Raw genomic sequence first — 22,093 nt, forward strand, 5'->3', positions numbered from 1 at the left:
ACGCTCGGTGCCAGCAGCAACACGCTGACCGCCTCGTTGCTTATCCCATCAGGGGCGCTTACACAACTGAGTGGGTCATTGCGCAATAAAGTTGTTGAACAGCAGATCGTCAACGACAGGCTTGCCGGTCTCTTGGGTCAGTACTTCCTGCGTCTGCTTGAGGGCTTCCTGACGCAGCTTTTCCTTGGCTTCGACATTGCTCATGCTGTCGACCGTCTGCTGTGTGAATAGCGCGACCAGTTGATTGCGGATCAGCGGCTCGTTCTGTTTCACCAGTTTCTGCGCCTCGGCGCCCGTCACGCGCAATGCGACGTCGGCTTTGTAGACATGCAGCTTCGGACTGCCATCCAACGCGTAGTTGCCAACGAATGGTGGCGTCAGCGCCACGTAAGAGACCTTGTTCGGGTCATCCTTCTCACCGCCCTCTTCGGCCATTGCCACCACGGGCATCGACAACGCCAACAACATCAGAATCCACGCTTTCACAGTCCACTCCTCAATCCGATTCGACGCATAGCTTACTGCAGCTTATGCACACCTATCAGGCCGGGGCATGCTCATTGACCCGACAACCCCGCTACCTACACTTATCGGCCATCACCGGAAAAGGAATAGCCCTCGATGAAAGCCGTGCTCTGCAAAGCCTTCGGTCCTGCCAGAAATCTGGTGCTGGAAGACATTCCGGCGCCTGAACCGAAGAAAAACGAAATCCTTCTGGACGTGCACGCTGCCGGGGTCAACTTCCCGGACACCCTGATCATCGAAGGCAAATACCAGTTCAAACCGCCCTTCCCCTTCTCACCAGGCGGAGAAGCTTCCGGCGTCGTGGCCGCCGTAGGAGAGAAGGTAAGTCACCTGAAAGTCGGCGACAGAGTCATGGCCCTCACGGGCTGGGGCAGTTTCGCAGAGCAGATCGCCGTCGCCGTGTACAACGTCCTGCCAATTCCACAGGCAATGGACTTCACTACAGCTGCCGCTTTCAGCATGACTTACGGCACGTCGATGCACGCGCTCAGACAACGCGCCAACCTGCAGCCAGGCGAAACCCTCCTCGTGCTCGGCGCGTCAGGCGGAGTCGGCCTGGCCGCAGTGGAAATTGGCAAAGCCATGGGCGCCCGCGTCATCGCCGCCGCCAGCAGCGCCGACAAACTCGAAGTCGCCCGAAACGCAGGCGCAGACGAGCTGATCAATTACAGCGAATCCAGCCTCAAGGACGAACTCAAGCGCCTGACCAACGGCAACGGTGTCGACGTCATCTACGACCCCGTTGGCGGCGACCTTTTCGACCAGGCCATCCGCGCCATTGCCTGGAATGGCCGCCTCCTCGTCGTCGGCTTCGCCAGCGGGCGAATCCCCGAACTCCCCGCCAACCTCGCCTTGCTGAAAGGCGCCTCCGTGGTCGGCGTGTTCTGGGGCTCATTCGCCCAGCGCCAGCCCCAGGACAACGCGGCTAATTTTCAACAACTGTTCAAGTGGTATAGCGAAGGGAAGTTAAAGCCGCTGGTATCGAAGGTTTATCCGCTGGAACAGGCAGGGGAAGCGATTGATTCGTTGGGTCAGAGGAAGGCGGTTGGGAAGGTGGTGATTGGGATTCGATAACTGATACCTGCCAAAATGGCCCTGCCAATGTGTGGGGTCAGCCCTGCAGACATTCGAGCTGAGTCATTAATCTTTTACCCAGTCCGCCCCCGATTTAAACCGCTGACGCTGCAACGCCCTATTTATCGATGATTGCCTTATCGATTTGCAGATTTACGATCAACCTGCGAATGGCCTCGGGCAAATGATCGGCATAGCGGCTGTTCGGCTTGCCCCGACAGAGGGTGGCGACTTGTGGAATCGACTTCTTGAATTGCACGAGTAACGCATTGCGCTGGTTTTCATCCGGCACTCTCGACGCCACGTAGTCGCTGGCAAGAAATTCAGCCATGTACCAGAAGACGTCAACGTCGCTCAGCGGCGCCTCGGGAAAGTCTCGTTTGCTGGCCTTGATCTCATGGTTCAGGTAGGCGCAGAGCGTCTGGTTCAGGCCGACCGTGATCTCGCGCGAGAAAGGCTCGACGCCGCGAGCGCCGAACAGGACCAGTACCATGAATTCCTCTTTATTGGGTCCGCTGCCCTGTGCATTCCAGGATTTGAAGCGCCATTGCACCACCGCCCGCTGAACGGCGAGGGCCAGCTCGGGATGCCCGCTCTCGACGACACGTGTGGCCTGCACGGTGCCGCTCGGCCCCACGGTGAGCCTGACCCGGACCTTGCCGGCGTAACGAGCTTCTGCCAGATCGGGAGGAAACTCGGGCTTGGGGGCAAATACGGCAGTCAATGGCTCCCGTGCGTGAGCCTCCAAGGCGCAAAGCAACAACAGAATGAACGCTAATAACCGCACAGCTTTCTCGACATCCAGACACCTTTCGGCAGACGGCGGCGATGGTAGGCGCTCCCTGGCGCCCGGTTAAGGTTATCGATTCCTGTACGCGAGTAGGACCGATCCTAAACGCCGAACACCCAGTTACACATCCGCGCCATGTTCGTAATCCAACACGCCAACCCGCCTGAAATCGGGACATTTCCCGATGAGAAGCCTTCCTATTTTCTGTAATGAAAATGTAATATTCACTTTCGCATAACAATACAAAAACTGGAGTGTCTCGATGTTTGCCTTCTTCCGCCCAGCCGCGCATCAGGCTCCGCTGCCTGCCGAGCGCGTCGATAAAACCTACCGTCGCCTGCGCTGGCAGATCTTCGCCGGTATTTTCTTCGGCTACGCGGGCTATTACCTGCTGCGCAAAAACTTCTCGCTGGCGATGCCTTATCTGATCGATCAGGGCTATACGCGTGGCGAGCTGGGTGTGGCGATTTCGGCCATTGCCATCGCATACGGCCTGTCGAAGTTTCTGATGGGGCTGGTGTCCGACCGCTCCAATCCGCGCTATTTCCTGCCGTTCGGCTTGCTGATTTCCGCGCTGGTCATGTTCGTCTTCGGTTTCGCGCCTTGGGCGACGTCGAGCGTGACCATCATGTTCATTCTGCTGTTCATCAACGGCTGGGCTCAGGGCATGGGTTGGCCGCCGAGTGGCCGGACCATGGTGCACTGGTGGTCGCAGAAAGAGCGTGGCGGCGTGGTGTCGGTATGGAACGTGGCCCACAACGTCGGCGGCGGTCTGATCGGCCCGCTGTTCCTGTTGGGTCTGGGCTGGACCAACGACTGGCATGCGGCGTTCTACGTCCCTGCGGCGGTGGCCTTGTTCGTTGCACTGTTTGCTTTCATCACCATGCGCGACACCCCGCAATCGGTCGGCTTGCCGCCGGTTGAGGAGTACAAGAACGACTACCCGGAAGGCTACGATGCGAGCCACGAGGAAGAATTCAGCGCCAAGGAAATCTTCGTCAAATACGTGCTGCGCAACAAGATGCTCTGGTATATCGCGCTGGCTAACGTGTTCGTTTACCTGCTGCGCTATGGCGTGCTGGACTGGGCACCGACCTACCTCAAGGAAGCCAAGCATTTCACGGTAGACACGACGTCTTGGGCGTACTTTTTCTATGAGTGGGCAGGCATCCCCGGCACGCTGTTGTGCGGCTGGATGTCGGACAAGATATTCCGGGGCAACCGCGGCCTGACCGGCATTGTGTTCATGCTGTTGGTGACCGTCGCCACTCTGGTTTACTGGCTTAACCCGCCGGGCAACCCGACCATCGACATGATTGCATTGATCTCCATCGGCTTTCTCATCTATGGACCGGTCATGCTGGTCGGCCTGCAAGCGCTCGAGCTCGCTCCAAAAAAGGCAGCAGGCACCGCGGCGGGCTTTACAGGGCTGTTCGGTTATCTGGGCGGTTCAGTAGCTGCGAGCGCATTGATGGGTTACACCGTGGACCACTTCGGCTGGAACGGCGGTTTCATCATGCTGGTGGCTGCGTGCGTGCTGTCCATCGTGTTCCTGGCGCCGACACTCAAGCACACACGAGTCGCGAGTCAGTCGCGTGAGGCTGCGGCGTAAAACATCCGGAAGAACGGCTTGATAGGCTTCAACGCTTATCAAGCCGGCGGGCGAAAACCCTCATCGGCATCGCATGAAAACAGCCTTCGCAACCAGCTGTTAAACCGCCAGCAAAATCGGTTTGCACCGTTTGAACCGCTCTTCCAGGCTCAAGTCCGGCATTGCGTGGCTGCGCAAGGCGTGGATGGTCTGTTCAACGTACTCCCACGTCGTGCCATAGCGGCCGCTGGCGCTTGCCAACACTTGGGTCAGCACGCTGTCCGGCAGATTGCCTGCGTAGCTGGGCAGGTGGCGATCCAGCACGAATCCGAGCGCTTGCACCTTGGTGCCATCCTCCAGGCGGCAACTGAGCCAATGAGGACGATAGGACGGAAACGGCATTTCTCGCTGCCACAATGCCAGCAACGATTCCTCGATGTTCTCATCCGGCAAGCGATAAGCGAAACCGCTGCACGAACCGCCGCGATCAAGACCGAAAACCAGACCGGGTTGCTCCGGGGTACCGCGATGCTCATGGGACCAGAGGTAGAGGCCGCGATGGTAACCATGCACGCGACCGCGCTGACGCTCCACGGCGGAGCATTCCGGACGCCAGATCAACGAGCCGTAAGCGAACAGCCAGACAGGCCCGCCCTTGTGGCGGCTCATGGTGGCATGCATGGAGGCGAGAAGTTGCTCGCGGGTCAGTTTAGGCCCAAGGTCGATAACGGGTGGATATGACAACCCGAGGCCGTCGTGTACAGCTTCCACCAAGCTATTGATTTGATTCCCCATCTGGCTCCCCCGCTGGCCAATATGACGCCAGCGTAGTGCTAAGTACTGCTTGAAGCGACTCACGCAACAGCGAATCAACATTCAGACACTGTTGCGAGCAACGTGCGGGCCGTGACGCCGAAAAACCGACCCCGCACCTATTCTGATGCAATTAACTCTCCACGGCTGCCGCCATTGGGCGGACGGTCAGGCGCGCGGCGCGTAGGCAAATACGTCAGCACGCATCTGATGCGCGTCCATCCCGGCCAGCACCAGCGCATCAAGCGTGGAATAGACCATCGCCGGCGAACCGCTGGCGTAGACGTAGATCGACTTGAGGTCCTTGAAATCCTCGCACACGGCTTCGTGCAGCATCCCGCAGCGTCCTTCCCAGCTACACAGGTCACTGACGATCTTGTGCAGATGCAGGTTGGGCAGCGTCTTCCACTCATCCCAGTGCTTGAGCTCGTAAAAGTCTTCCGGACGGCGAACGCCCCAATACACATGCACCGGATACGGAAAACCTTTGGCCCGGCAGTGCTCGATCAGACTGTGCATCTGCCCCATGCCGGTGCCGGCGGCGATCAATACCAGCGGACCGTCCGGGAGCTCGCCCAGGTGTGTATCGCCAAAGGGCAGCTCGACGCGCGCCATGCCCTCGCGTTGCAACTGCTTGATCAGATTCTGAGCGCTGGCTTCTCTCGCCAGCACGTGAAATTCAAGATCGCGACCGCTCTCAGGCGCCGATGCCATGGAAAACGCCGACTTCTCGCCGTCGTCCCGCTCGATCATCAAATACTGACCCGCGTGATAGCGCGGCGGCTTGCCGGCCGGGGCACGCAGCATGACACGCCAGACATCGCCGCCTACCTCGACACACTCGCTGACCTGACAGGCGAACGTGCGCACCGGCAATTCACCAAGGGCCAGAACGCTGTCCCAGAGGACCACGCAGTCCGCCTGCGGCACCGCCAGGCAGGTGTAGATTTCGCCGTGCTCAAGCACTTCACCCGCCTGCAGCACGCGGCCTTCGACCAGCAGTGCCGAGCAGATATGGCAGTTGCCGTTGCGACAGCTTTGCGGGCATTCGTAGCCCAGGCGCTGAGCGGCGTCGAGGATCCGCTCGCCAGGCAACGTTTCGATTACTGCGCCCGACGGCTGCAAGGTTACGCGCATCAATCTATTCCCAGCTGATTCCAGATGTCATCGATCCGGCGAGTCACGGCGTCGTCTTTGACGATGGCGCGCCCCCATTCCCGGGTGGTCTCGCCTGGCCATTTATGGGTGGCATCGAGTCCCATTTTCGAACCCAGGCCGGAGACCGGCGAGGCGAAGTCGAGGTAATCGATAGGCGTATTGTCGATCATCACCGTATCGCGCTTGGGGTCCATGCGCGTGGTAATCGCCCAGATGACGTCATTCCAGTCACGAGCATTGATGTCGTCATCGGTGACGATAACGAACTTGGTGTACATGAACTGTCGTAAAAACGACCAGACACCCAACATCACGCGCTTGGCGTGGCCGGGATACTGCTTCTTCATGGTCACGACCGCCATGCGATACGAGCAACCCTCTGGCGGCAGATAGAAATCAGTGATTTCCGGAAACTGCTTCTGGAGGATCGGCACGAACACTTCGTTCAGCGCCACACCCAGAATCGCGGGCTCATCCGGTGGACGGCCGGTGTAAGTGCTGTGGTAAATCGGCTTGATGCGGTGGGTGATGCGCTCGACGGTGAACACCGGGAAGCTGTCGACCTCGTTGTAGTAACCGGTATGGTCGCCATAGGGACCCTCGTCAGCCATTTCGCCGGGGTGAATCACGCCCTCGAGGACGATCTCGGCGCTGGACGGCACTTGAAGATCGTTGCCACGGCATTTGATCAGTTCGGTCCGATTGCCACGTAGCAAACCGGCGAACGCGTACTCGGACAGGCTGTCAGGCACCGGCGTGACGGCGCCAAGGATGGTCGCAGGGTCTGCGCCCAAAGCCACGGAGACGGGGAATGGCTGACCCGGATGCTTGTCGCACCACTCTTTGAAGTCCAGCGCGCCACCACGATGGCTCAGCCAGCGCATGATCACTTTGTTGCGGCCGATGACCTGCTGACGGTAGATACCCAGATTCTGGCGTTCTTTGTTCGGGCCTTTGGTGACGGTCAGTCCCCAGGTGATCAAAGGACCGACATCTCCCGGCCAGCACGTCTGGACGGGAAGCATGCCCAAGTCGACGTCATCGCCTTCGATGACCACTTCCTGACACGGCGCGTCCTTGACGACCTTCGGCGCCATGGAGATGACTTTCTTGAAGATCGGCAACTTCGACCAGGCGTCTTTCAGGCCTTTCGGAGGCTCGGGCTCTTTGAGGAAGGCCAGCAGCTTGCCGATCTCCCGCAGCTCTTCGGTGGATTCGGCGCCCATCCCCATCGCGACACGCTCGGGCGTGCCGAAGAGGTTGCCAAGCACCGGAATGTCATAGCCGGTCGGGTTCTCGAACAATAGTGCCGGGCCCTTGTTACGCAAGGTCCGGTCGCAGACTTCGGTCATCTCCAGCACAGGGGAAATGGGTACCTGGATGCGTTTCAACTCTCCGCGCTGCTCAAGCTGCTGCACGAAATCCCGTAGATCCTTGAATTTCATTAACCCGGCCACTTAACAAATAGATGCACATCCTACCTGCTCTGGCGGCCGACAGCAGCTGTCGAACACGCAATCAGCCGCCCCGAAGCGTGTTTTCACCAAGGAAGACCGGCGCCAGCAGCGGCTTCATGCGCTCTCCACCGTGATCGGACAGGTGATCTTCGTCCTTGTATTGGGAAACCCCTTTAAGCGCAGCACGACAGATGCCGTCCGGACACAGGATCGGTGCAGGGTCCAGTACATGCACGTTCGGATCGGCCGCGCTGAGGCTGGCGAACAACTCGCTGATGAAGTGCTGTCGAGCCAGGTGATCGGTGATCGGGCGACCCACGTCCGCCGCCGATCGCCCCACCATCGCCAGGCTGCTCAGCCGCGCGATCGTCCCTTGACGCTGCAAAGGTACTTCCTTGACCAGCCATACCTGGGCGCCGGTCTGACGAATGCTGGCGACGGTCTCGCGAATCTGCGCTGACACTCGCTGCTCGGCAACCTCGCGGCTCTCATGCTTATAGATGGCGTTGCGCATGTCACCGTCCTCGGCACCGTAGAGGTACAGACTCCAGCGCGCGGCAAGAACCACGTCGTGGATACGCTTTTCCTGAATCAGGCTCGCCACCCGCTTGTTGAAGTCCGCGCATTGTTTTCGAGAAACCTTGCCCGGAATCGGCGGGCACCCGGACAGCGATATGAGCCAGACCGGCTGGTTGTACAGTTCTGCGTCCGACTTGATCGCAGGAAGCAAGTGCGCCGCATGGCTGTCGCCCCACACCAGCTGTTCAGGGGTATCGTGCGACTCGGGACCGAAACGGCACACTTTCATCGGCTCTCTGCTGTCGCTGTCCATCAGGCACTGTAGCTGACCTGCCTGCCACTCGCGGGAATCGGCATACGCCTTGGCAAGCCCGGACAGCCTGTCCGGTACGCCATCGGCCGAGCGAATGACCTGCCCGGTCGTGCCTAACACGACAATCGCCGCCAGCCCGCCGACCAATATCGATTTACGAGTGGCCAGCACACGCCTGTCGCGGAACGGCAGCTCGACAAATTTCCAGCTCAGGACGGCCAGCATCACGCTTAACGCAATCCAGAGCACTGACTCACTCCACACCATGGCGTCTACCGATATCGCATTCGCATAAACGAAAACCGGCCAGTGCCACAGGTACAGCGAGTAGGAAATCAGCCCGACACCCACCAGCGCCGGATGGCTGAGCACGCGGCCCACTACCGTGCTGCGATGACCATTGGCCCAGATCATTGCTGCTGCGCCCAGTACCGGCAGCAGCGCAGCCTTCCCGGGAAACGGCGTGAATTTGTCCAGCGCGAACATCGCATACAGCACCGACAACAGCCCCAGACAGCTCACCGCCTCGTAGACCCAAGGCCGCAGCTTAGTGGAGGTTGCCGGGACGACCGCGAGCATCGCGCCACACAGCAGCTCCCATGCTCGCATCGGCAGCAGGAAAAAAGCAGCGTCGGGGTTGCGATTGATAATCCAGATATTCAGGCCGAAGGACAGCAGCAAAAGGCCGCCGAGGACCATGCGCCAATGCTTGAAGAAGCGGGTGAGCAGGACCATGAGCATCGGGAAGAACACGTAGTACTGCTCTTCGACCGACAGCGACCACGTATGCAGCAGTGGCTTGAAATCCGAAGCCGGATTGAAATAACCGTCTTGCCTCATGAACAGAATGTTGGACATGAAGGTGGCCTGATAACGAACCGCCCTTCCCAACTGCGACAGATCCTTCGGGGTCAGTAACAGCCAGCCCACGACAAGGCAGGCCAGCAGCACCACACTGAGCGCCGGCAGGATACGACGCGCACGTCTTGCCCAGAAATCGACGAAGCTGAAACGCCCCGCGCTGATCTCACGAAAAATGATGGAGGTGATCAGATAGCCGGAAATGACGAAGAATACGTCTACACCGACGAACCCCCCGCTGAAACCAAGGCCGAAATGAAAGAGCACGACCGGTATTACGGCCAGAGCCCTCAACCCGTCGATGTCACGACGGTTGCCAAACGTATGCATGACGCTCCCTGTCTCCTGATGTGCGAATGAAAACTAAAAAAATGGTGCCCCAAGGGACACCATTTTTTTACAGCCGGTTCGGTGGAGCGCTTTACTTGCGCTTCATCGACAGGAAGAACTCATCGTTGGTCTTGGTCTGTTTCAGCTTGTCGACCAGGAATTCGATGGCAGCCACTTCATCCATCGGATGCAGCAGCTTGCGCAGAATCCACATGCGCTGCAGCTCGTCATCGGCAGTCAGCAACTCTTCACGGCGCGTGCCGGAACGGTTGATGTTGATGGCCGGGAAGACGCGCTTTTCAGCGATCTTGCGATCCAGAGGCAGTTCCATGTTACCGGTGCCTTTGAATTCTTCGTAGATCACTTCGTCCATCTTCGAGCCGGTTTCAACCAGCGCGGTGGCGATGATGGTCAGCGAGCCGCCTTCTTCGATGTTACGAGCCGCACCGAAGAAACGCTTTGGCTTTTCCAGTGCATGGGCGTCGACACCACCGGTCAATACCTTGCCGGAGCTCGGAATAACGGTGTTGTAGGCGCGCGCCAGACGGGTGATGGAGTCGAGCAGGATGACCACGTCCTTCTTGTGCTCGACAAGACGCTTGGCCTTTTCGATCACCATTTCGGCGACTTGCACGTGACGGGTCGGTGGCTCGTCGAATGTGGAGGCGACCACTTCGCCGCGCACGGTACGCTGCATTTCGGTCACTTCTTCCGGACGCTCATCGATCAGCAGAACGATCAGATGGACTTCAGGGTTGTTACGGGTGATGTTCGACGCGATGTTCTGCAGCATGATGGTCTTGCCCGCCTTTGGCGGAGCAACGATCAGACCACGCTGACCTTTACCAATCGGGGCGCAGAGGTCGATCACGCGACCGGTGAGGTCTTCGGTGGAACCGTTACCGGCTTCCATCTTCATGCGCACGGTCGGGAACAGCGGCGTCAGGTTTTCAAACAGGATCTTGTTCTTCGCGTTTTCTGGACGGTCGAAGTTGATGGTGTCGACCTTGAGCAGTGCGAAGTAACGCTCGCCTTCTTTCGGCGGGCGGATCTTGCCGACAATGGTGTCGCCCGTGCGAAGGTTGAAGCGGCGGATCTGGCTCGGCGAGACGTAGATGTCGTCTGGGCCGGCGAGGTAGGAGGCGTCTGCAGAGCGGAGGAAGCCGAAGCCATCCTGGAGGATCTCCAGCACGCCATCACCCGAGATTTCCTCGCCGCTTTTAGCGTGCTTTTTCAGCAGGGAGAAGATCACATCCTGCTTGCGCGAACGGGCCATATTTTCTATGCCCATCTGTTCGGCCATTTCGAGCAGATCGGTAATAGGCTTTTGCTTGAGTTCAGTCAGGTTCATATAGGAATGACGTAATCATGTATGGAGGGGGAAATTAAGCTTTTGGCTTAATGAGGCCGCGCCGCAGAGAAGGCGACAGGATCGCGTACAAATCGAAAGGAGAGCGTCGGCGACGGCTAGCAGGGGGCAACGGAGAAGCCGTTGCGGGGCCGAATGTACCACTTGATTTTCCAAGCGTCTAGTGCAACGCCAGAAAAAAGCCCCGCTATTTGCGGGGCTTTAGCGCCATCAGATGTTGGCGTCCAGAAACGCTTGCAGCTGAGACTTGGACAGGGCGCCGACCTTGGTGGCAGCCACTTCACCGTCCTTAAACAGCATCAGCGTCGGAATACCACGAACGCCGTGCTTGGCCGGAGTTTCCTGGTTTTCGTCGATGTTCAGCTTGGCGATGGTCACCTTGCCTTTGTAGGTGCCGGCGATGTCGTCCAGAACCGGGGCGATCATTTTGCACGGGCCACACCACTCAGCCCAGTAATCAACCAGCACAGGACCAGCAGCCTTCAGGACTTCGGCTTCGAAGCTCGCGTCGCTGACGTGTTTGATAAGGTCGCTACTCATGAGATTTCTCCGAGGTCATAGGCAAAAAAACGTGGACCATCATAACTGTGTCACGCCGTGACAGGAAGGCGCGGGCGATTGTCTCTTGCTATGAACATCAATGACTAGCTTTATTGAAGTGACGCGGCACCTTTACACGGCCCGACTGCCTGAAGGAAATGGCTCCCTCATGCAGAAGGCGCGACGAATACGATTCCGGTACGCAACGCCGCACCTCTTATGTGCTCCTGCATCGCTTTCTGCGCCGGACCTGAGGCGTTTCGGGCCAGCGCGCGGAGGATTTTGCGATGCTCCTGCCAGGTTTCCATGGCCCTGCCCGCGCGAATGAAGGGCAGTTTCTGGCTCTCGAGAAAAATGTCTGCGCTCGCAGTAATGATGCTGAGAATCGCCTGATTGCCGCTGGCCACCAGAATGCGTCGATGGAAGTCGAAATCGAGCCTGGCGGCGCAATCGAAGTCACCGGCCTTCAGCTCCAGACGCATGGCCTCCACATTGTCTTCAAGCACATCGCGCTCATCGGCCGTCAATGTCACCGCAGCGAGGCCTGCGGCGAAGCCTTCGAGCGCGTAGCGCAACTGGAAGGTTTCTGACGGCGACGCGTGGGCCGCATAAGGCCATGAAAAACCGCTCGTGCGCTGTTCTGGTTCAGAAACGGCCTGCACGAAAACGCCTTTCCCGGGCTGCACACTGACAACGCCCAACGCGCTCAAAGACGACAACGCCTCTCGCAGTGAGGCACGGCTCACGCCGAGGCGAACCGCCAGATCCCGCTGCGATGGCAGGCTGTCACCGGGCGCGTAGCCCTGCTCGACGATCAGTTTGCGGATCGCCTGAAAGGCTGCTTCAGGTACTGCAATGGGACTCGGATGCATGACTGTCCGGAGGCGATAACGGTTGGAAATTCCTCTTTTATAGTCATCCACCGGATTCGGCAAGTCACGCCCAGGCAAGGGGCGCCGGGGCTTTGCAGCGCGCCAAAGGAGGGCGAACCATCGACCGACTGTTCAGACCAGTTAGACCGCCTCGGCGCTGCAGCCCGCATTCTGTGGTCGCGTCCGTGTGGGTGGCATGGGCTGTGCAAATGTCGTCCGGCATCCGCCTAACCCTACGATCGATCCGGAGACGTCACATGACCAAGCGTTACAACGCTCTGCTTGCTGCCTTGTTTGCCAGCCTGATGCTCGGCCAGGCCCCCGCTCAGGCCAATGGCCTGGAAGACGTGACTGCGCGGGGCACGCTCAAGGTCGCCGTTCCCCAGGATTTCCCGCCGTTTGGTTCAGTCGGTCCTGACATGAAGCCGCGCGGGCTGGACATCGACACCGCACAGCTGATCGCCGATCAACTGAAGGTCAAGCTTGAGCTGACGCCAGTCAACAGCACTAACCGCATCCCGTTCCTGACCACCGGCAAGGTCGATCTGGTGATCTCCAGCCTCGGCAAGAACCCGGATCGCGAAAAAGTCATCGATTTTTCCCGTGCCTACGCGCCCTTTTATCTGGCTGTATTCGGGCCGCCTGATGCTTCCATCAACGGCGTGGATGACTTGAAAGGCAAGACCATCAGCGTGACCCGCGGCGCCATTGAAGACATCGAGCTGACCGCCGTTGCGCCCAAGGAAGCCACTATTAAACGCTTCGAAGACAACAACTCCACCATCGCAGCTTATCTGGCCAACCAGACTGACCTGATCGCCAGCGGCAACGTGGTGATGGTTGCCATCAGCGAGAAGAATCCGAAGCGTATCCCGGCCCTGAAGGTCAAGCTCAAGGATTCACCGGTGTATGTCGGTGTCAACAAAGGTCAGCCCGAACTGCTGGCCAAGGTCAACGAAATCCTTGAAGCGGCGAAGAAAGACGGCGCGCTGGAAAAGAACTCGCAGACTTGGCTCAAGCAGCCGCTGCCTGCCGATCTCTGATCGCCGTTCTCCGGCAAACCCACCTGATTCGAGGGATTTAGATGGCTTATCAGTTCGACTTCGTTCCGGTTCTGCAGAACGCCGATATTTTGTTGCGCGGGGCGCTGTTCACACTGGAATTGACGGCCATCGGAACGCTGTTGGGCGTAAGCGTCGGCGTCGTCGGCGCGATTGTCAGGGCCTGGAAGATTCAGCCGTTCTCGGCGCTTTTCGGGGTTTACGTCGAGCTGATACGCAACACACCGTTTCTGGTGCAGCTGTTCTTCATCTTCTTCGGCCTGCCCTCGCTCGGGCTGCAGATTTCCGAGTGGCAGGCCGCGGTGCTGGCGATGGTGATCAACCTGGGCGCGTATTCGACGGAAATCATCCGCGCCGGCATACAGGCGATATCACGCGGTCAGCTCGAAGCATCGGCTGCGCTGGCGATGACCCGTTACGAAACCTTCCGTCACGTGGTGCTGATCCCCGCCCTTGGCAAGGTCTGGCCCGCACTGAGCAGCCAGATCATCATCGTCATGCTGGGTTCGGCGGTCTGCTCGCAAATTGCGACGGAGGAGCTCAGCTTCGCCGCCAACTTCATCCAGTCGCGTAATTTCCGCGCCTTCGAGACCTACATCGTCACCACTCTGATTTATCTGGCCATGGCGCTGCTCATCCGCCAGTTGCTGGCGTGGGTCGGCCGACGTTACATCGCGAGGAGTCGCTGATGGATTTCACTCTATGGGACATCGTGCGCAATCTGCTCACGGGCCTGCAATGGACGCTGGCCCTGTCGCTGGTGGCGTTCATCGGCGGCGGCGTGATTGGCCTGCTGGTCATGACAATGCGCATTTCCAGCACTTCGTTCTGGCGCAGCGTCGCGCGTGGCTATATAGAACTGTTTCAAGGCACGCCCCTGCTGATGCAGCTGTTTCTGGTGTTCTTCGGTGTCGCGCTGATGGGCGTCGATATTTCACCGTGGTTCGCCGCAGCGCTTGCGCTAACGCTGTTCACCAGTGCCTATCTGGCGGAGATCTGGCGTGGCTGCGTCGAGTCGATCTCCAATGGTCAGTGGGAAGCGTCCGCGAGCCTCGCGCTGACGCCTCTGGAGCAACTGCGCTACGTGATCCTCCCGCAAGCGCTGCGCATTGCGGTCGCGCCGACGGTCGGCTTCTCGGTGCAGGTCGTCAAGGGCACCGCCGTGACCTCGATCATCGGCTTTACCGAGCTGACCAAAACCGGCGGCATGCTGGCCAACGCCACATTCCAGCCTTTCATGGTCTACGGCTTCGTTGCCTTGGGCTACTTCCTGCTTTGCTACCCGTTGTCACTCAGCGCGCGCTACCTGGAAAGGAGACTTCATGCCTCTGCTTAGAATTTCCGCCCTGCACAAATATTATGGCGACCACCACGTCCTCAAAGGGATCGACCTGAGCGTCGAGGAAGGTCAGGTCGTGGCGATCATCGGTCGCAGCGGCTCGGGCAAGAGCACGCTGCTGCGCACGCTCAATGGGCTGGAGTCGATCAACGACGGCGTGATCGAGGTCGACGGCGAGTACCTCGACGCAGCCCGTGCCGACCTGCGCACCCTGCGGCAGAAGGTCGGGATGGTCTTTCAGCAATTCAACCTGTTTCCTCACCTGACGGTGGGCGAGAACGTCATGCTGGCGCCGCAAGTTGTGAAGAAGGCGTCCAAGGCTGAAGCCGCCCGGCTGGCAAAAGAAATGCTCGATCGCGTTGGGCTGGGCGAGAAATTCGACGCATTCCCTGACCGTCTGTCAGGCGGACAGCAGCAACGCGTGGCGATCGCTCGCGCGCTCGCAATGTCGCCGAAGGTGTTGCTGTGCGACGAGATCACTTCGGCCCTGGACCCGGAGTTGGTCAACGAGGTGCTCAGCGTCGTGCGTCAGCTTGCCAAAGATGGCATGACCCTGATCATGGTGACCCACGAAATGCGCTTCGCCCGCGAGGTTGGCGACAAGCTGGTGTTCATGCACCAAGGCAAGGTGCACGAGGTGGGCGACCCGCGGGAATTGATGGCCAACCCGAAGACGCCCGAGCTGGCGAATTTCATTGGGTCGGTTGAGCAGGCGTGACTTCTGGCGGCTGATGTTTGCAGCCAACCCGTGACTGACGGCGTACATACCGGCCTCTTCCCGGCTGAAGCCGGTCCTACCTTTCTACCGCTCGCTTTGTAGGACTGGCTTTAGCCGGGAAGACGTCAGTCGCCCCACCGCAAATCGATGGCGCACACACTGCCTCCCGGCTGATGCCGGTCCTACCTTTCTACCGCGCGCTTTGTAGGACTGGCTTTAGCCGGGAAGACGTCAGTCGCCCACCGCGAATCGATGGCGCACACGTTGGCCTCTTACCGGCTGATGCCGGTCCTACCCATCTACCTAACGAGGGCGCTTTGTAGGACCGGCTTTAGCCGGGAAGACGTCAGTGGCCTTACCGCAAATCGATGGCGCACGTAGTTCTTCCCGGCTGATGCCGGTCGTACATGCCGTGCAACAGTGTCGGCAAGGTGTTGTCGGTTTGGCGGCAGTGATGGATCGTGGCACGATGTCGGGGTTATCGACCGAGATCTTTTGACCATGCCGCACTCAACAGCCAAAAACCTCTCGCTGATCGCCGCGATCGACCTGGGCTCCAACAGCTTTCATATGGTCGTCGCCAAAGCCCACCAAGGGGAGATACGCATCCTTGAGCGGCTGGGCGAAAAAGTGCAGCTGGCCGCCGGGATCGACGATGAGCGCCGTCTCAACGAAGAATCCATGCAGCGCGGGCTCGATTGCCTCAAGCGTTTTGCCCAACTGATCAACGGTATGCCGCCCGGCGCCGTACGGATCGTCGGCACCAACGCCCTGCGCGAGGCTCGTAACCGCAACGAATTCATTCATCGCGCCGAAGAAATCCTCGGGCACCCGGTTGAAGTCATTTCTGGTCGCGAAGAAGCGCGCCTTATCTATCTGGGTGTGTCTCACACCTTGGCGGACACGCCGGGCAAACGTCTGGTGGCCGACATCGGTGGCGGCAGTACCGAATTCATCATCGGGCAACGCTTCGAACCCCTGCTGCGCGAAAGTCTGCAGATGGGTTGCGTAAGCTTTACTCAGCGTTACTTCAAAGACGGCAAGATCACCCCGGCTCGGTACGCCCAGGCGTACACGGCAGCGCGGCTGGAGATCATGAGCATCGAGCACGCCCTGCACCGCCTGACCTGGGATGAAGCCATCGGCTCATCGGGCACCATTCGGGCCATCGGCCTGGCGCTCAAGGCCGGCGGACACGGCAACGGCGAAGTCAATGCGGACGGCCTTGCCTGGCTCAAACGCAAGCTGATGAAGCTTGGAGAGGTCGACAAGATCGATTTCGACGGCATCAAACCGGACCGTCGCGCAATCTTCCCGGCGGGTCTGGCGATTCTGGAAGCGATTTTCGACGCGCTGGAACTCAACCGCATGGATCACTGTGAAGGCGCGCTGCGTGAAGGCGTGTTGTATGACCTGCTCGGGCGTCATCACCATGAAGACGTCCGCGAGCGCACGCTCAGCTCGCTCATGGATCGCTACCATGTCGACCTGAAACAGGCCGAACGCGTCGAGCGCAAGGCGTTGTCCGCGCTGGAGCAGGTGGCCAAGGCCTGGGAGCTGGAAGACGATCTGTACCGCGAACTGCTGCGATGGGCCGCCAAGGTGCATGAAGTGGGGCTGGACATCGCCCACTATCACTACCACAAGCACGGCGCTTACTTGATCGAGCATTCGGATCTGGCGGGATTTTCGCGCGAGGATCAGCAGATGCTGGCGCTACTGGTGCGTGGACACCGTCGCAATATCCCCAAGGACAAGTTCGCCGAGTTCGGCGATGAAGGCGTGAAGTTGATTCGGCTGTGCGTGCTGCTGCGCTTTGCGATTCTGTTCCATCACATTCGCGGCACTCAAGAGATGCCGCAGCCTGTGTTGACTGCCAACGATAACCATCTGGACATCCTTTTCCCCGATGGCTGGCTGGAAAACAACCAACTGACTCAGGCCGACTTCGCGCTGGAAGCGGAGTGGCTGACCCGAGTCGGTATCGTCCTCAGCGTACGCTGAGGACAGGGTTGCTCAACTTCTCAAGCAACATCGCCTGCACGTTGCGGGCGTTCTGGTTGCCGGTCGGCGTGCTGCGGATGTAGCGCCCGTCCGGTTGCAGCAGCCAGGCGTGGGTGTTGTCGGTCAGATACCCTTCCAGCTCCTTTTTAACCCGCAGGATCAGCTTCTTGCCCTCGACCGGGAAGCAAGTCTCCACACGCTTGTCGAGGTTGCGCTCCATCCAGTCGGCACTGGACAGGAACATCTGCTCGTCGCCGCCATTGAGGAAATAAAACACCCGCGTGTGCTCAAGGAAGCGGCCGACGATCGAGCGCACCTGAATGTTATGGGAAACGCCCGGCACGCCAGGACGCAGGCAGCACATGCCGCGCACGACCAGATCAATTTTCACACCGGTCTGACTGGCCTTGTACAGCGCGCGAATGATCTTGGGATCGGTCAGCGAGTTGAACTTGGCGATGATGTGCGCAGGCTTGCCCTCGGCCGCGAACTGCGTCTCGCGGGCGATCATGTCGAGCATGCCTTTCTTGAGCGTGAACGGCGCGTGCAGCAGCTTTTTCATGCGCAGCGTCTTGCCCATGCCAATCAGCTGACTGAACAGCTTGCCGACGTCCTCGCACAACGCATCATCGGAGGTCAGAAGGCTGTAGTCGGTGTACAGGCGCGCGTTGCCCGCATGGTAATTGCCCGTACCCAAATGCGCATAACGCACGATCTCGCCGGCCTCACGACGCAGGATCAGCATCATCTTCGCGTGGGTCTTGAAGCCGACGACGCCGTAAATCACCACCGCGCCGGCTGCTTGCAGGCGACTGGCGAGCTGCAGGTTGGACTCTTCATCGAAACGCGCGCGCAGTTCGATGACGGCAGTGACTTCCTTGCCGTTTCGCGCAGCATCCACCAGCGCGTCGACGATCTCCGAGTTGGCGCCGCTGCGATAGAGCGTCTGGCGCACGGCCAGAACGTGAGGGTCCTTCGCGGCCTGACGCAGCAGGTCGACCACCGGGGTGAACGACTCGAAGGGGTGCAGCAGCAAAATATCCTGCTTGCTGATGACGTTGAAGATGTTCTCGCTGTTCTGCAAAAGCTTGGGAATCGCCGGTGTGAACGGCGCGTTCTGCAGCTCCGGATGGCTGTCCAGACTGGTGATGCTGAACAGCCGGGTCAGGTTCACCGGACCATTGACCTGATACAACTCGGTTTCACTGAGGTTGAATTGCTTGAGCAGATAGTCCGACAGGTGCTTGGGACAGGTATCGGCCACTTCCAGGCGCACGGCGTCACCATAACGCCGGGAAAACAACTCGCCACGCAGCGCGCGGGCCAGGTCTTCGACGTCTTCGGAGTCCAGCGCCAGATCGGCGTTGCGGGTGAGGCGGAACTGATAGCAGCCCTTGACCTTCATGCCCTGGAACAAGTCATCGGCGTGAGCATGGATCATCGACGACAGGAACACGTAGTTGTCGCCAGGACCACCGACGTCCTCCGGCACCTTGATGATGCGCGGCAGCAAGCGGGGCGCCGGAATGATTGCAAGGCCCGAGTCGCGACCGAACGCATCGACACCTTCCAGCTCGACGATGAAGTTCAGCGACTTGTTGACCAGCAACGGGAACGGGTGCGTCGGATCCAGGCCGATCGGTGTAATGATCGGCGCAATCTCATCGCGGAAATAGCGCCGCACCCAGGTTTTCAGCTTGGTCGTCCAGGCCCGGCGACGAATGAAGCGCACCTGATGTTTTTCCAGCTCAGGCAGCAGGATGTCATTGAGGATCGCGTACTGGCGATCAACATGCCCGTGCACCAGTTCGCTGATACGCGCCAGCGCCTGATGCGGCTGCAGACCATCGGCCCCCGCCTGCTCGCGGGCGAATGTAATCTGCTTCTTCAGGCCCGCTACTCGGATTTCGAAGAACTCATCCAGATTGCTGGAAAAGATCAGCAGGAACTTGAGCCGCTCGAGCAACGGATAGGACTCGTCCAGCGCCTGCTCCAGCACACGAATGTTGAACTGCAGCTGCGACAGCTCGCGATGAATGTAGAGGCTGCTGTCATCCAGATTGGGAATCACCACGGCTGGCGCGGCAGGAGGATGCGGCTCGATGGCCGGCAGCACTTCAATGCTCGGCTCGACCACGGCAGTGATTTCCTGCGTCATGGCCTGGGGGTCAAGTTCAACTGCTGCTTCGGTAGATCCTTCGGTGCTCATGAATAATCCTGTAAGGCAATTGGCCTTGTAACAGTTGGGCCGCGCAAACGGCGAATCCGATCGACGTGCCGTGTGCGCCACAACGATGGTGACGTCCAGCGTCCCGGTCCGGTCACGCCATCAGTAGGGTGACGCCAGGATCGGGCAGTAAGCGGCACGAACGTAAAAACGGGGTGGGCCTGCCCAAGGGACGAAGTACGCACGATGACTCCCCACGCTACGCATTTCTGCGCGGCCTGCAACCCCAAACGGGCCATCGGCAGCGCGACGAGCGGTTGCTCGGCCGACTCCATGAGGTGAGCCGATGATCGGAGGAAGCAAGGCGTAAGCGCCGAAAGCCGGTTCCTTGGAACCGTTCGGCAGAACAGATCGGCGTGGCCTGACGACTCGAAAGGCGGTGATCGGAGGATGAGGGCAACGCGCACGGAATGCTCCCGGGCCCATGCATACGGGCAAGCGTGACATTTATAAGCTGGGAGTATGACGCTTGTGTGACAGCTATGATTCCGACTTATCTTGCAGGACTCAAACCTGCTTTCCAGACGATCATTCCCTCAAACCTGTAGGAAACTTTAACGAGGAGACACATTTCCACACTTTCCTGAATGTCTTCGGCGAGTTAGGCTGCGCGTTCATTTCGCCAGCACCTACATGATGCTCCAGCATTTTTTACAAGAATTTGGCTACTTCGCCCTTTTCCTCGGGACCTTTTTCGAAGGTGAGACCATTCTGGTTCTCGCCGGATTTCTTGCGTTCCGTGGATACATGGACATCAATCTGGTCGTCGTCGTCGCCTTTTTTGGCAGTTACGCAGGCGACCAGCTTTGGTACTTCATGGGACGCAAGCATGGCCGCAAGCTACTGGCACGCAAGCCACGCTGGCAAATGATGGGCGATCGCGCGCTGGAACACATCCGCCGTCACCCCGACATCTGGGTGTTGAGTTTCCGTTTCGTGTACGGCCTGCGCACCGTCATGCCAGTCGCCATTGGCCTTTCGGGCTATCCGCCAGGCCGTTACCTGCTCCTCAACGGTATCGGCGCGGCGGTCTGGGCAGCGGCACTGGGCGCGGCCGCTTACAAATTCGGTGCCGTGCTTGAGGGCCTGTTGGGCAACGTCAAGAAATACGAGTTGTGGGTGCTGAGCCTGTTGTTGGTCATTGGCGTGCTGCTCTGGATCCGGCGCCGCATCAAGAACGCGCGAATCGCCAAAGAAGCCAGGCTCGCCGTTGCGGCGAATGCCGACGTCAAGAACCCTCCAGACGAGTGAAGCGCACTCGGGCGCCATACAGTGCGGCTGCGCTCAGTGCCATGTAAGTCAGCGTCATCGCCCAGCCGAGCGCGCTGACTTGCCAAAGGCCCACCAGGGGCGCCACAGCCATCAGTGGCAGATGCGCCACCAGCCTCAATCCTTCCAGCTTCACCGCAGACGGCCGGTCCTCCAGCGCGGCGCCGAAAACAAACAAACCGAATGCCACCCAGCCCCATCCGAGCATCAACGCAGGTGATGGCAGCTTTTCGCCGTTGGACAGCAGATAGCTGCCGAGTAACGTGTACAGCGAAAACTGCACGCCCACATACAGCTGGCGGGCGAGGCTTATCGGCACTTCGTATTTGCAGAAATGACCGAGGTCAAACATTTCAATTGGATGCATTTGCGCCACATCCGCTGGCCGCCAACCGGTGCGCATGAACCAGATCCTCAGCTTGTCTTTCCACGATGCAGTGTGGCGCGCGTCCGAGGCCAGCCGGGCATAGAACTGCAGGTTCGCCCAGACCGGATTCCAGCTGCGCAACGGCGTGGTCACGCCGAAAACCGGAGGATCACTGTCCAGCTCCTCCTGGAATGTGCCGAACAGCCGGTCCCAAACAATGAACACCCCGCCATAGTTGCGATCCATGTAGATAGGATTCTGCGCATGGTGGGCTCGATGATTGGACGGCGTGACGAAAACCTGCTCGAACCAGCCAAGCTTGGGAATGTGCCGGGTATGCACCCAGAATTGATACAGCAGGTTGAGCGATGCCACCGCGACGAACACCGCCAGCGGCACGCCGATCACGGCCAGCGGCAGGTAGAAGATCCAACTCAGCAGGAAACCCGTGCTGGTCTGCCGCAAGGCAGTGGAGAGGTTGTAGTCCTCGCTCTGGTGATGCACCGAGTGAGCCGCCCAGAGAATATTCCGCTCATGCCCCATTCGATGCAGCCAGTAGTAACAGAGGTCATACGCCACGAACGCAAAGACCCAGACCCACAGGCTTTGCGCCGGCAACTGCCACAACGCCAGATGCTCGAGGGCAAAGGCGTAGGTGACGAGTCCGACGCCTTTGGTCAGCAGCCCGGTCGTGGTCGACAGAACACCGGTACTGAGGCTGTTGATTGCGTCTGCGACACGGTAATTGCTGACCTTTCGCCAACGGTCCGCAAGCAGCTCAACTGCGATCAGCACGAAGAAAAAAGGCACTGCGTACAGAATGAAATTCATTAACGTCACCTGGCGACGAAACATCGAAGACTAGGCGTGCTCCGGGCAAAACCCTATGGCACCGA

At 59.3% G+C, this 22,093-nt stretch carries 19 protein-coding genes; 8 read left to right on the forward strand and 11 right to left on the reverse strand.

Annotated features, from left to right (window positions below; all coding sequences use genetic code 11):
• Window positions 1-75: 75 nt before the first annotated feature.
• On the reverse strand, window positions 76-486 hold the full coding sequence (locus BMZ10_RS19380; protein ID WP_093465955.1) for a flagellar basal body-associated protein FliL: 411 nt from the start codon (window positions 484-486) through the stop codon (window positions 76-78).
• Window positions 487-621: 135 nt separating this feature from the next.
• Here BMZ10_RS19380 and BMZ10_RS19385 point away from each other — a divergent pair, with 135 nt between their 5' ends.
• Entirely contained in the window at window positions 622-1,599 is a 978-nt protein-coding gene (locus BMZ10_RS19385) for an NADPH:quinone oxidoreductase family protein (protein ID WP_093465958.1), read from the forward strand.
• A 118-nt stretch (window positions 1,600-1,717) separates the two neighbouring features.
• Here BMZ10_RS19385 and BMZ10_RS19390 read toward each other — a convergent pair whose 3' ends face one another.
• On the reverse strand, window positions 1,718-2,323 hold the full coding sequence (locus BMZ10_RS19390) for an energy transducer TonB (protein ID WP_177182169.1): 606 nt from the start codon (window positions 2,321-2,323) through the stop codon (window positions 1,718-1,720).
• A 328-nt stretch (window positions 2,324-2,651) separates the two neighbouring features.
• Here BMZ10_RS19390 and glpT point away from each other — a divergent pair, with 328 nt between their 5' ends.
• A complete protein-coding gene (gene glpT, locus BMZ10_RS19395; RefSeq protein WP_093465964.1) occupies window positions 2,652-4,001 on the forward strand; it encodes a glycerol-3-phosphate transporter in 1,350 nt (449 codons plus the stop codon).
• A 99-nt stretch (window positions 4,002-4,100) separates the two neighbouring features.
• Here the strand turns inward: glpT and BMZ10_RS19400 are convergent, their stop codons facing one another.
• The 7 genes from BMZ10_RS19400 to BMZ10_RS19430 form a co-directional block, all read right to left on the reverse strand.
• Window positions 4,101-4,775, reverse strand: coding sequence for a gamma-glutamylcyclotransferase (locus BMZ10_RS19400; protein WP_093465967.1), 675 nt, complete (start codon window positions 4,773-4,775; stop codon window positions 4,101-4,103).
• 186 nt (window positions 4,776-4,961) lie between these two features.
• Entirely contained in the window at window positions 4,962-5,930 is a 969-nt protein-coding gene (locus BMZ10_RS19405) for a CDP-6-deoxy-delta-3,4-glucoseen reductase (protein WP_093465970.1), read from the reverse strand.
• Window positions 5,930-7,396: a 4-hydroxy-3-polyprenylbenzoate decarboxylase gene (gene ubiD, locus BMZ10_RS19410; protein ID WP_093465973.1), complete on the reverse strand. Its 1,467-nt coding sequence runs from the start codon at window positions 7,394-7,396 to the stop codon at window positions 5,930-5,932. Before ubiD ends, BMZ10_RS19405 begins: the two co-directional genes overlap by 1 nt.
• Window positions 7,397-7,469: 73 nt before the next feature.
• A complete protein-coding gene (locus BMZ10_RS19415) occupies window positions 7,470-9,431 on the reverse strand; it encodes an acyltransferase family protein (RefSeq protein WP_093465976.1) in 1,962 nt (653 codons plus the stop codon).
• A gap of 91 nt (window positions 9,432-9,522) precedes the next feature.
• The gene (gene rho, locus BMZ10_RS19420) at window positions 9,523-10,782 is read right to left on the reverse strand and encodes a transcription termination factor Rho (protein ID WP_027979976.1); all 1,260 of its coding nucleotides are present in this window, start codon (window positions 10,780-10,782) and stop codon (window positions 9,523-9,525) included.
• A gap of 228 nt (window positions 10,783-11,010) precedes the next feature.
• Entirely contained in the window at window positions 11,011-11,340 is a 330-nt protein-coding gene (gene trxA, locus BMZ10_RS19425; RefSeq protein WP_093465979.1) for a thioredoxin TrxA, read from the reverse strand.
• A 167-nt stretch (window positions 11,341-11,507) separates the two neighbouring features.
• Window positions 11,508-12,212 (reverse strand): FadR/GntR family transcriptional regulator, encoded by a 705-nt coding sequence (locus BMZ10_RS19430; protein ID WP_093465982.1) that lies wholly within the window; start codon window positions 12,210-12,212, stop codon window positions 11,508-11,510.
• Between the two features lie 257 nt (window positions 12,213-12,469).
• Here BMZ10_RS19430 and BMZ10_RS19435 point away from each other — a divergent pair, with 257 nt between their 5' ends.
• The 5 genes from BMZ10_RS19435 (at window position 12,470) to ppx (ending at window position 17,334) form a co-directional block, all read left to right on the forward strand.
• The gene (locus BMZ10_RS19435; protein ID WP_093465985.1) at window positions 12,470-13,255 is read left to right on the forward strand and encodes a transporter substrate-binding domain-containing protein; all 786 of its coding nucleotides are present in this window, start codon (window positions 12,470-12,472) and stop codon (window positions 13,253-13,255) included.
• A 41-nt stretch (window positions 13,256-13,296) separates the two neighbouring features.
• The gene (locus tag BMZ10_RS19440; protein ID WP_093465987.1) at window positions 13,297-13,962 is read left to right on the forward strand and encodes an amino acid ABC transporter permease; all 666 of its coding nucleotides are present in this window, start codon (window positions 13,297-13,299) and stop codon (window positions 13,960-13,962) included.
• A complete protein-coding gene (locus BMZ10_RS19445) occupies window positions 13,959-14,609 on the forward strand; it encodes an amino acid ABC transporter permease (protein WP_177182180.1) in 651 nt (216 codons plus the stop codon). Before BMZ10_RS19440 ends, BMZ10_RS19445 begins: the two co-directional genes overlap by 4 nt.
• Window positions 14,596-15,330 carry an amino acid ABC transporter ATP-binding protein gene (locus BMZ10_RS19450; RefSeq protein ID WP_093465991.1) on the forward strand — a complete coding sequence of 245 codons (735 nt, stop codon included), beginning with the start codon at window positions 14,596-14,598 and terminating at the stop codon, window positions 15,328-15,330. Before BMZ10_RS19445 ends, BMZ10_RS19450 begins: the two co-directional genes overlap by 14 nt.
• A 501-nt stretch (window positions 15,331-15,831) precedes the next feature.
• The gene (ppx, locus tag BMZ10_RS19455; RefSeq protein WP_093465993.1) at window positions 15,832-17,334 is read left to right on the forward strand and encodes an exopolyphosphatase; all 1,503 of its coding nucleotides are present in this window, start codon (window positions 15,832-15,834) and stop codon (window positions 17,332-17,334) included.
• Here the strand turns inward: ppx and ppk1 are convergent.
• On the reverse strand, window positions 17,321-19,492 hold the full coding sequence (gene ppk1, locus BMZ10_RS19460; protein ID WP_371266022.1) for a polyphosphate kinase 1: 2,172 nt from the start codon (window positions 19,490-19,492) through the stop codon (window positions 17,321-17,323). The genes ppx and ppk1 overlap by 14 nt on opposite strands.
• A 702-nt stretch (window positions 19,493-20,194) precedes the next feature.
• Between ppk1 and BMZ10_RS19465 the strand changes: the two genes are divergently transcribed.
• Window positions 20,195-20,812 carry a DedA family protein gene (locus tag BMZ10_RS19465; protein ID WP_256214536.1) on the forward strand — a complete coding sequence of 206 codons (618 nt, stop codon included), beginning with the start codon at window positions 20,195-20,197 and terminating at the stop codon, window positions 20,810-20,812.
• Here the strand turns inward: BMZ10_RS19465 and BMZ10_RS19470 are convergent.
• Window positions 20,790-22,028 carry a sterol desaturase family protein gene (locus BMZ10_RS19470; protein ID WP_093465997.1) on the reverse strand — a complete coding sequence of 413 codons (1,239 nt, stop codon included), beginning with the start codon at window positions 22,026-22,028 and terminating at the stop codon, window positions 20,790-20,792. The two genes, BMZ10_RS19465 and BMZ10_RS19470, sit on opposite strands and share 23 nt — an antisense overlap.
• Window positions 22,029-22,093 lie beyond the last annotated feature (65 nt).

Origin of the sequence: Pseudomonas sp. NFR16, assembly GCF_900108875.1 — a bacterium.
GTDB lineage: Bacteria > Pseudomonadota > Gammaproteobacteria > Pseudomonadales > Pseudomonadaceae > Aquipseudomonas.

Coding starts and splice junctions, on each gene's coding strand:
- BMZ10_RS19440 (WP_093465987.1), top strand. CDS start 13,297: ATGGCTTATCAGTTCGACTTCGTTCCGGTTCTGCAGAACGCCGATATT.
- trxA (WP_093465979.1), bottom strand. CDS start 11,340: ATGAGTAGCGACCTTATCAAACACGTCAGCGACGCGAGCTTCGAAGCC.
- BMZ10_RS19400 (WP_093465967.1), bottom strand. CDS start 4,775: ATGGGGAATCAAATCAATAGCTTGGTGGAAGCTGTACACGACGGCCTC.
- ubiD (WP_093465973.1), bottom strand. CDS start 7,396: ATGAAATTCAAGGATCTACGGGATTTCGTGCAGCAGCTTGAGCAGCGC.
- ppk1 (WP_371266022.1), bottom strand. CDS start 19,492: ATGACGCAGGAAATCACTGCCGTGGTCGAGCCGAGCATTGAAGTGCTG.
- BMZ10_RS19465 (WP_256214536.1), top strand. CDS start 20,195: ATGATGCTCCAGCATTTTTTACAAGAATTTGGCTACTTCGCCCTTTTC.
- BMZ10_RS19470 (WP_093465997.1), bottom strand. CDS start 22,028: ATGAATTTCATTCTGTACGCAGTGCCTTTTTTCTTCGTGCTGATCGCA.
- ppx (WP_093465993.1), top strand. CDS start 15,832: ATGCCGCACTCAACAGCCAAAAACCTCTCGCTGATCGCCGCGATCGAC.
- BMZ10_RS19405 (WP_093465970.1), bottom strand. CDS start 5,930: ATGCGCGTAACCTTGCAGCCGTCGGGCGCAGTAATCGAAACGTTGCCT.
- BMZ10_RS19435 (WP_093465985.1), top strand. CDS start 12,470: ATGACCAAGCGTTACAACGCTCTGCTTGCTGCCTTGTTTGCCAGCCTG.
- BMZ10_RS19430 (WP_093465982.1), bottom strand. CDS start 12,212: ATGCATCCGAGTCCCATTGCAGTACCTGAAGCAGCCTTTCAGGCGATC.
- rho (WP_027979976.1), bottom strand. CDS start 10,782: ATGAACCTGACTGAACTCAAGCAAAAGCCTATTACCGATCTGCTCGAA.
- glpT (WP_093465964.1), top strand. CDS start 2,652: ATGTTTGCCTTCTTCCGCCCAGCCGCGCATCAGGCTCCGCTGCCTGCC.
- BMZ10_RS19450 (WP_093465991.1), top strand. CDS start 14,596: ATGCCTCTGCTTAGAATTTCCGCCCTGCACAAATATTATGGCGACCAC.
- BMZ10_RS19415 (WP_093465976.1), bottom strand. CDS start 9,431: ATGCATACGTTTGGCAACCGTCGTGACATCGACGGGTTGAGGGCTCTG.
- BMZ10_RS19385 (WP_093465958.1), top strand. CDS start 622: ATGAAAGCCGTGCTCTGCAAAGCCTTCGGTCCTGCCAGAAATCTGGTG.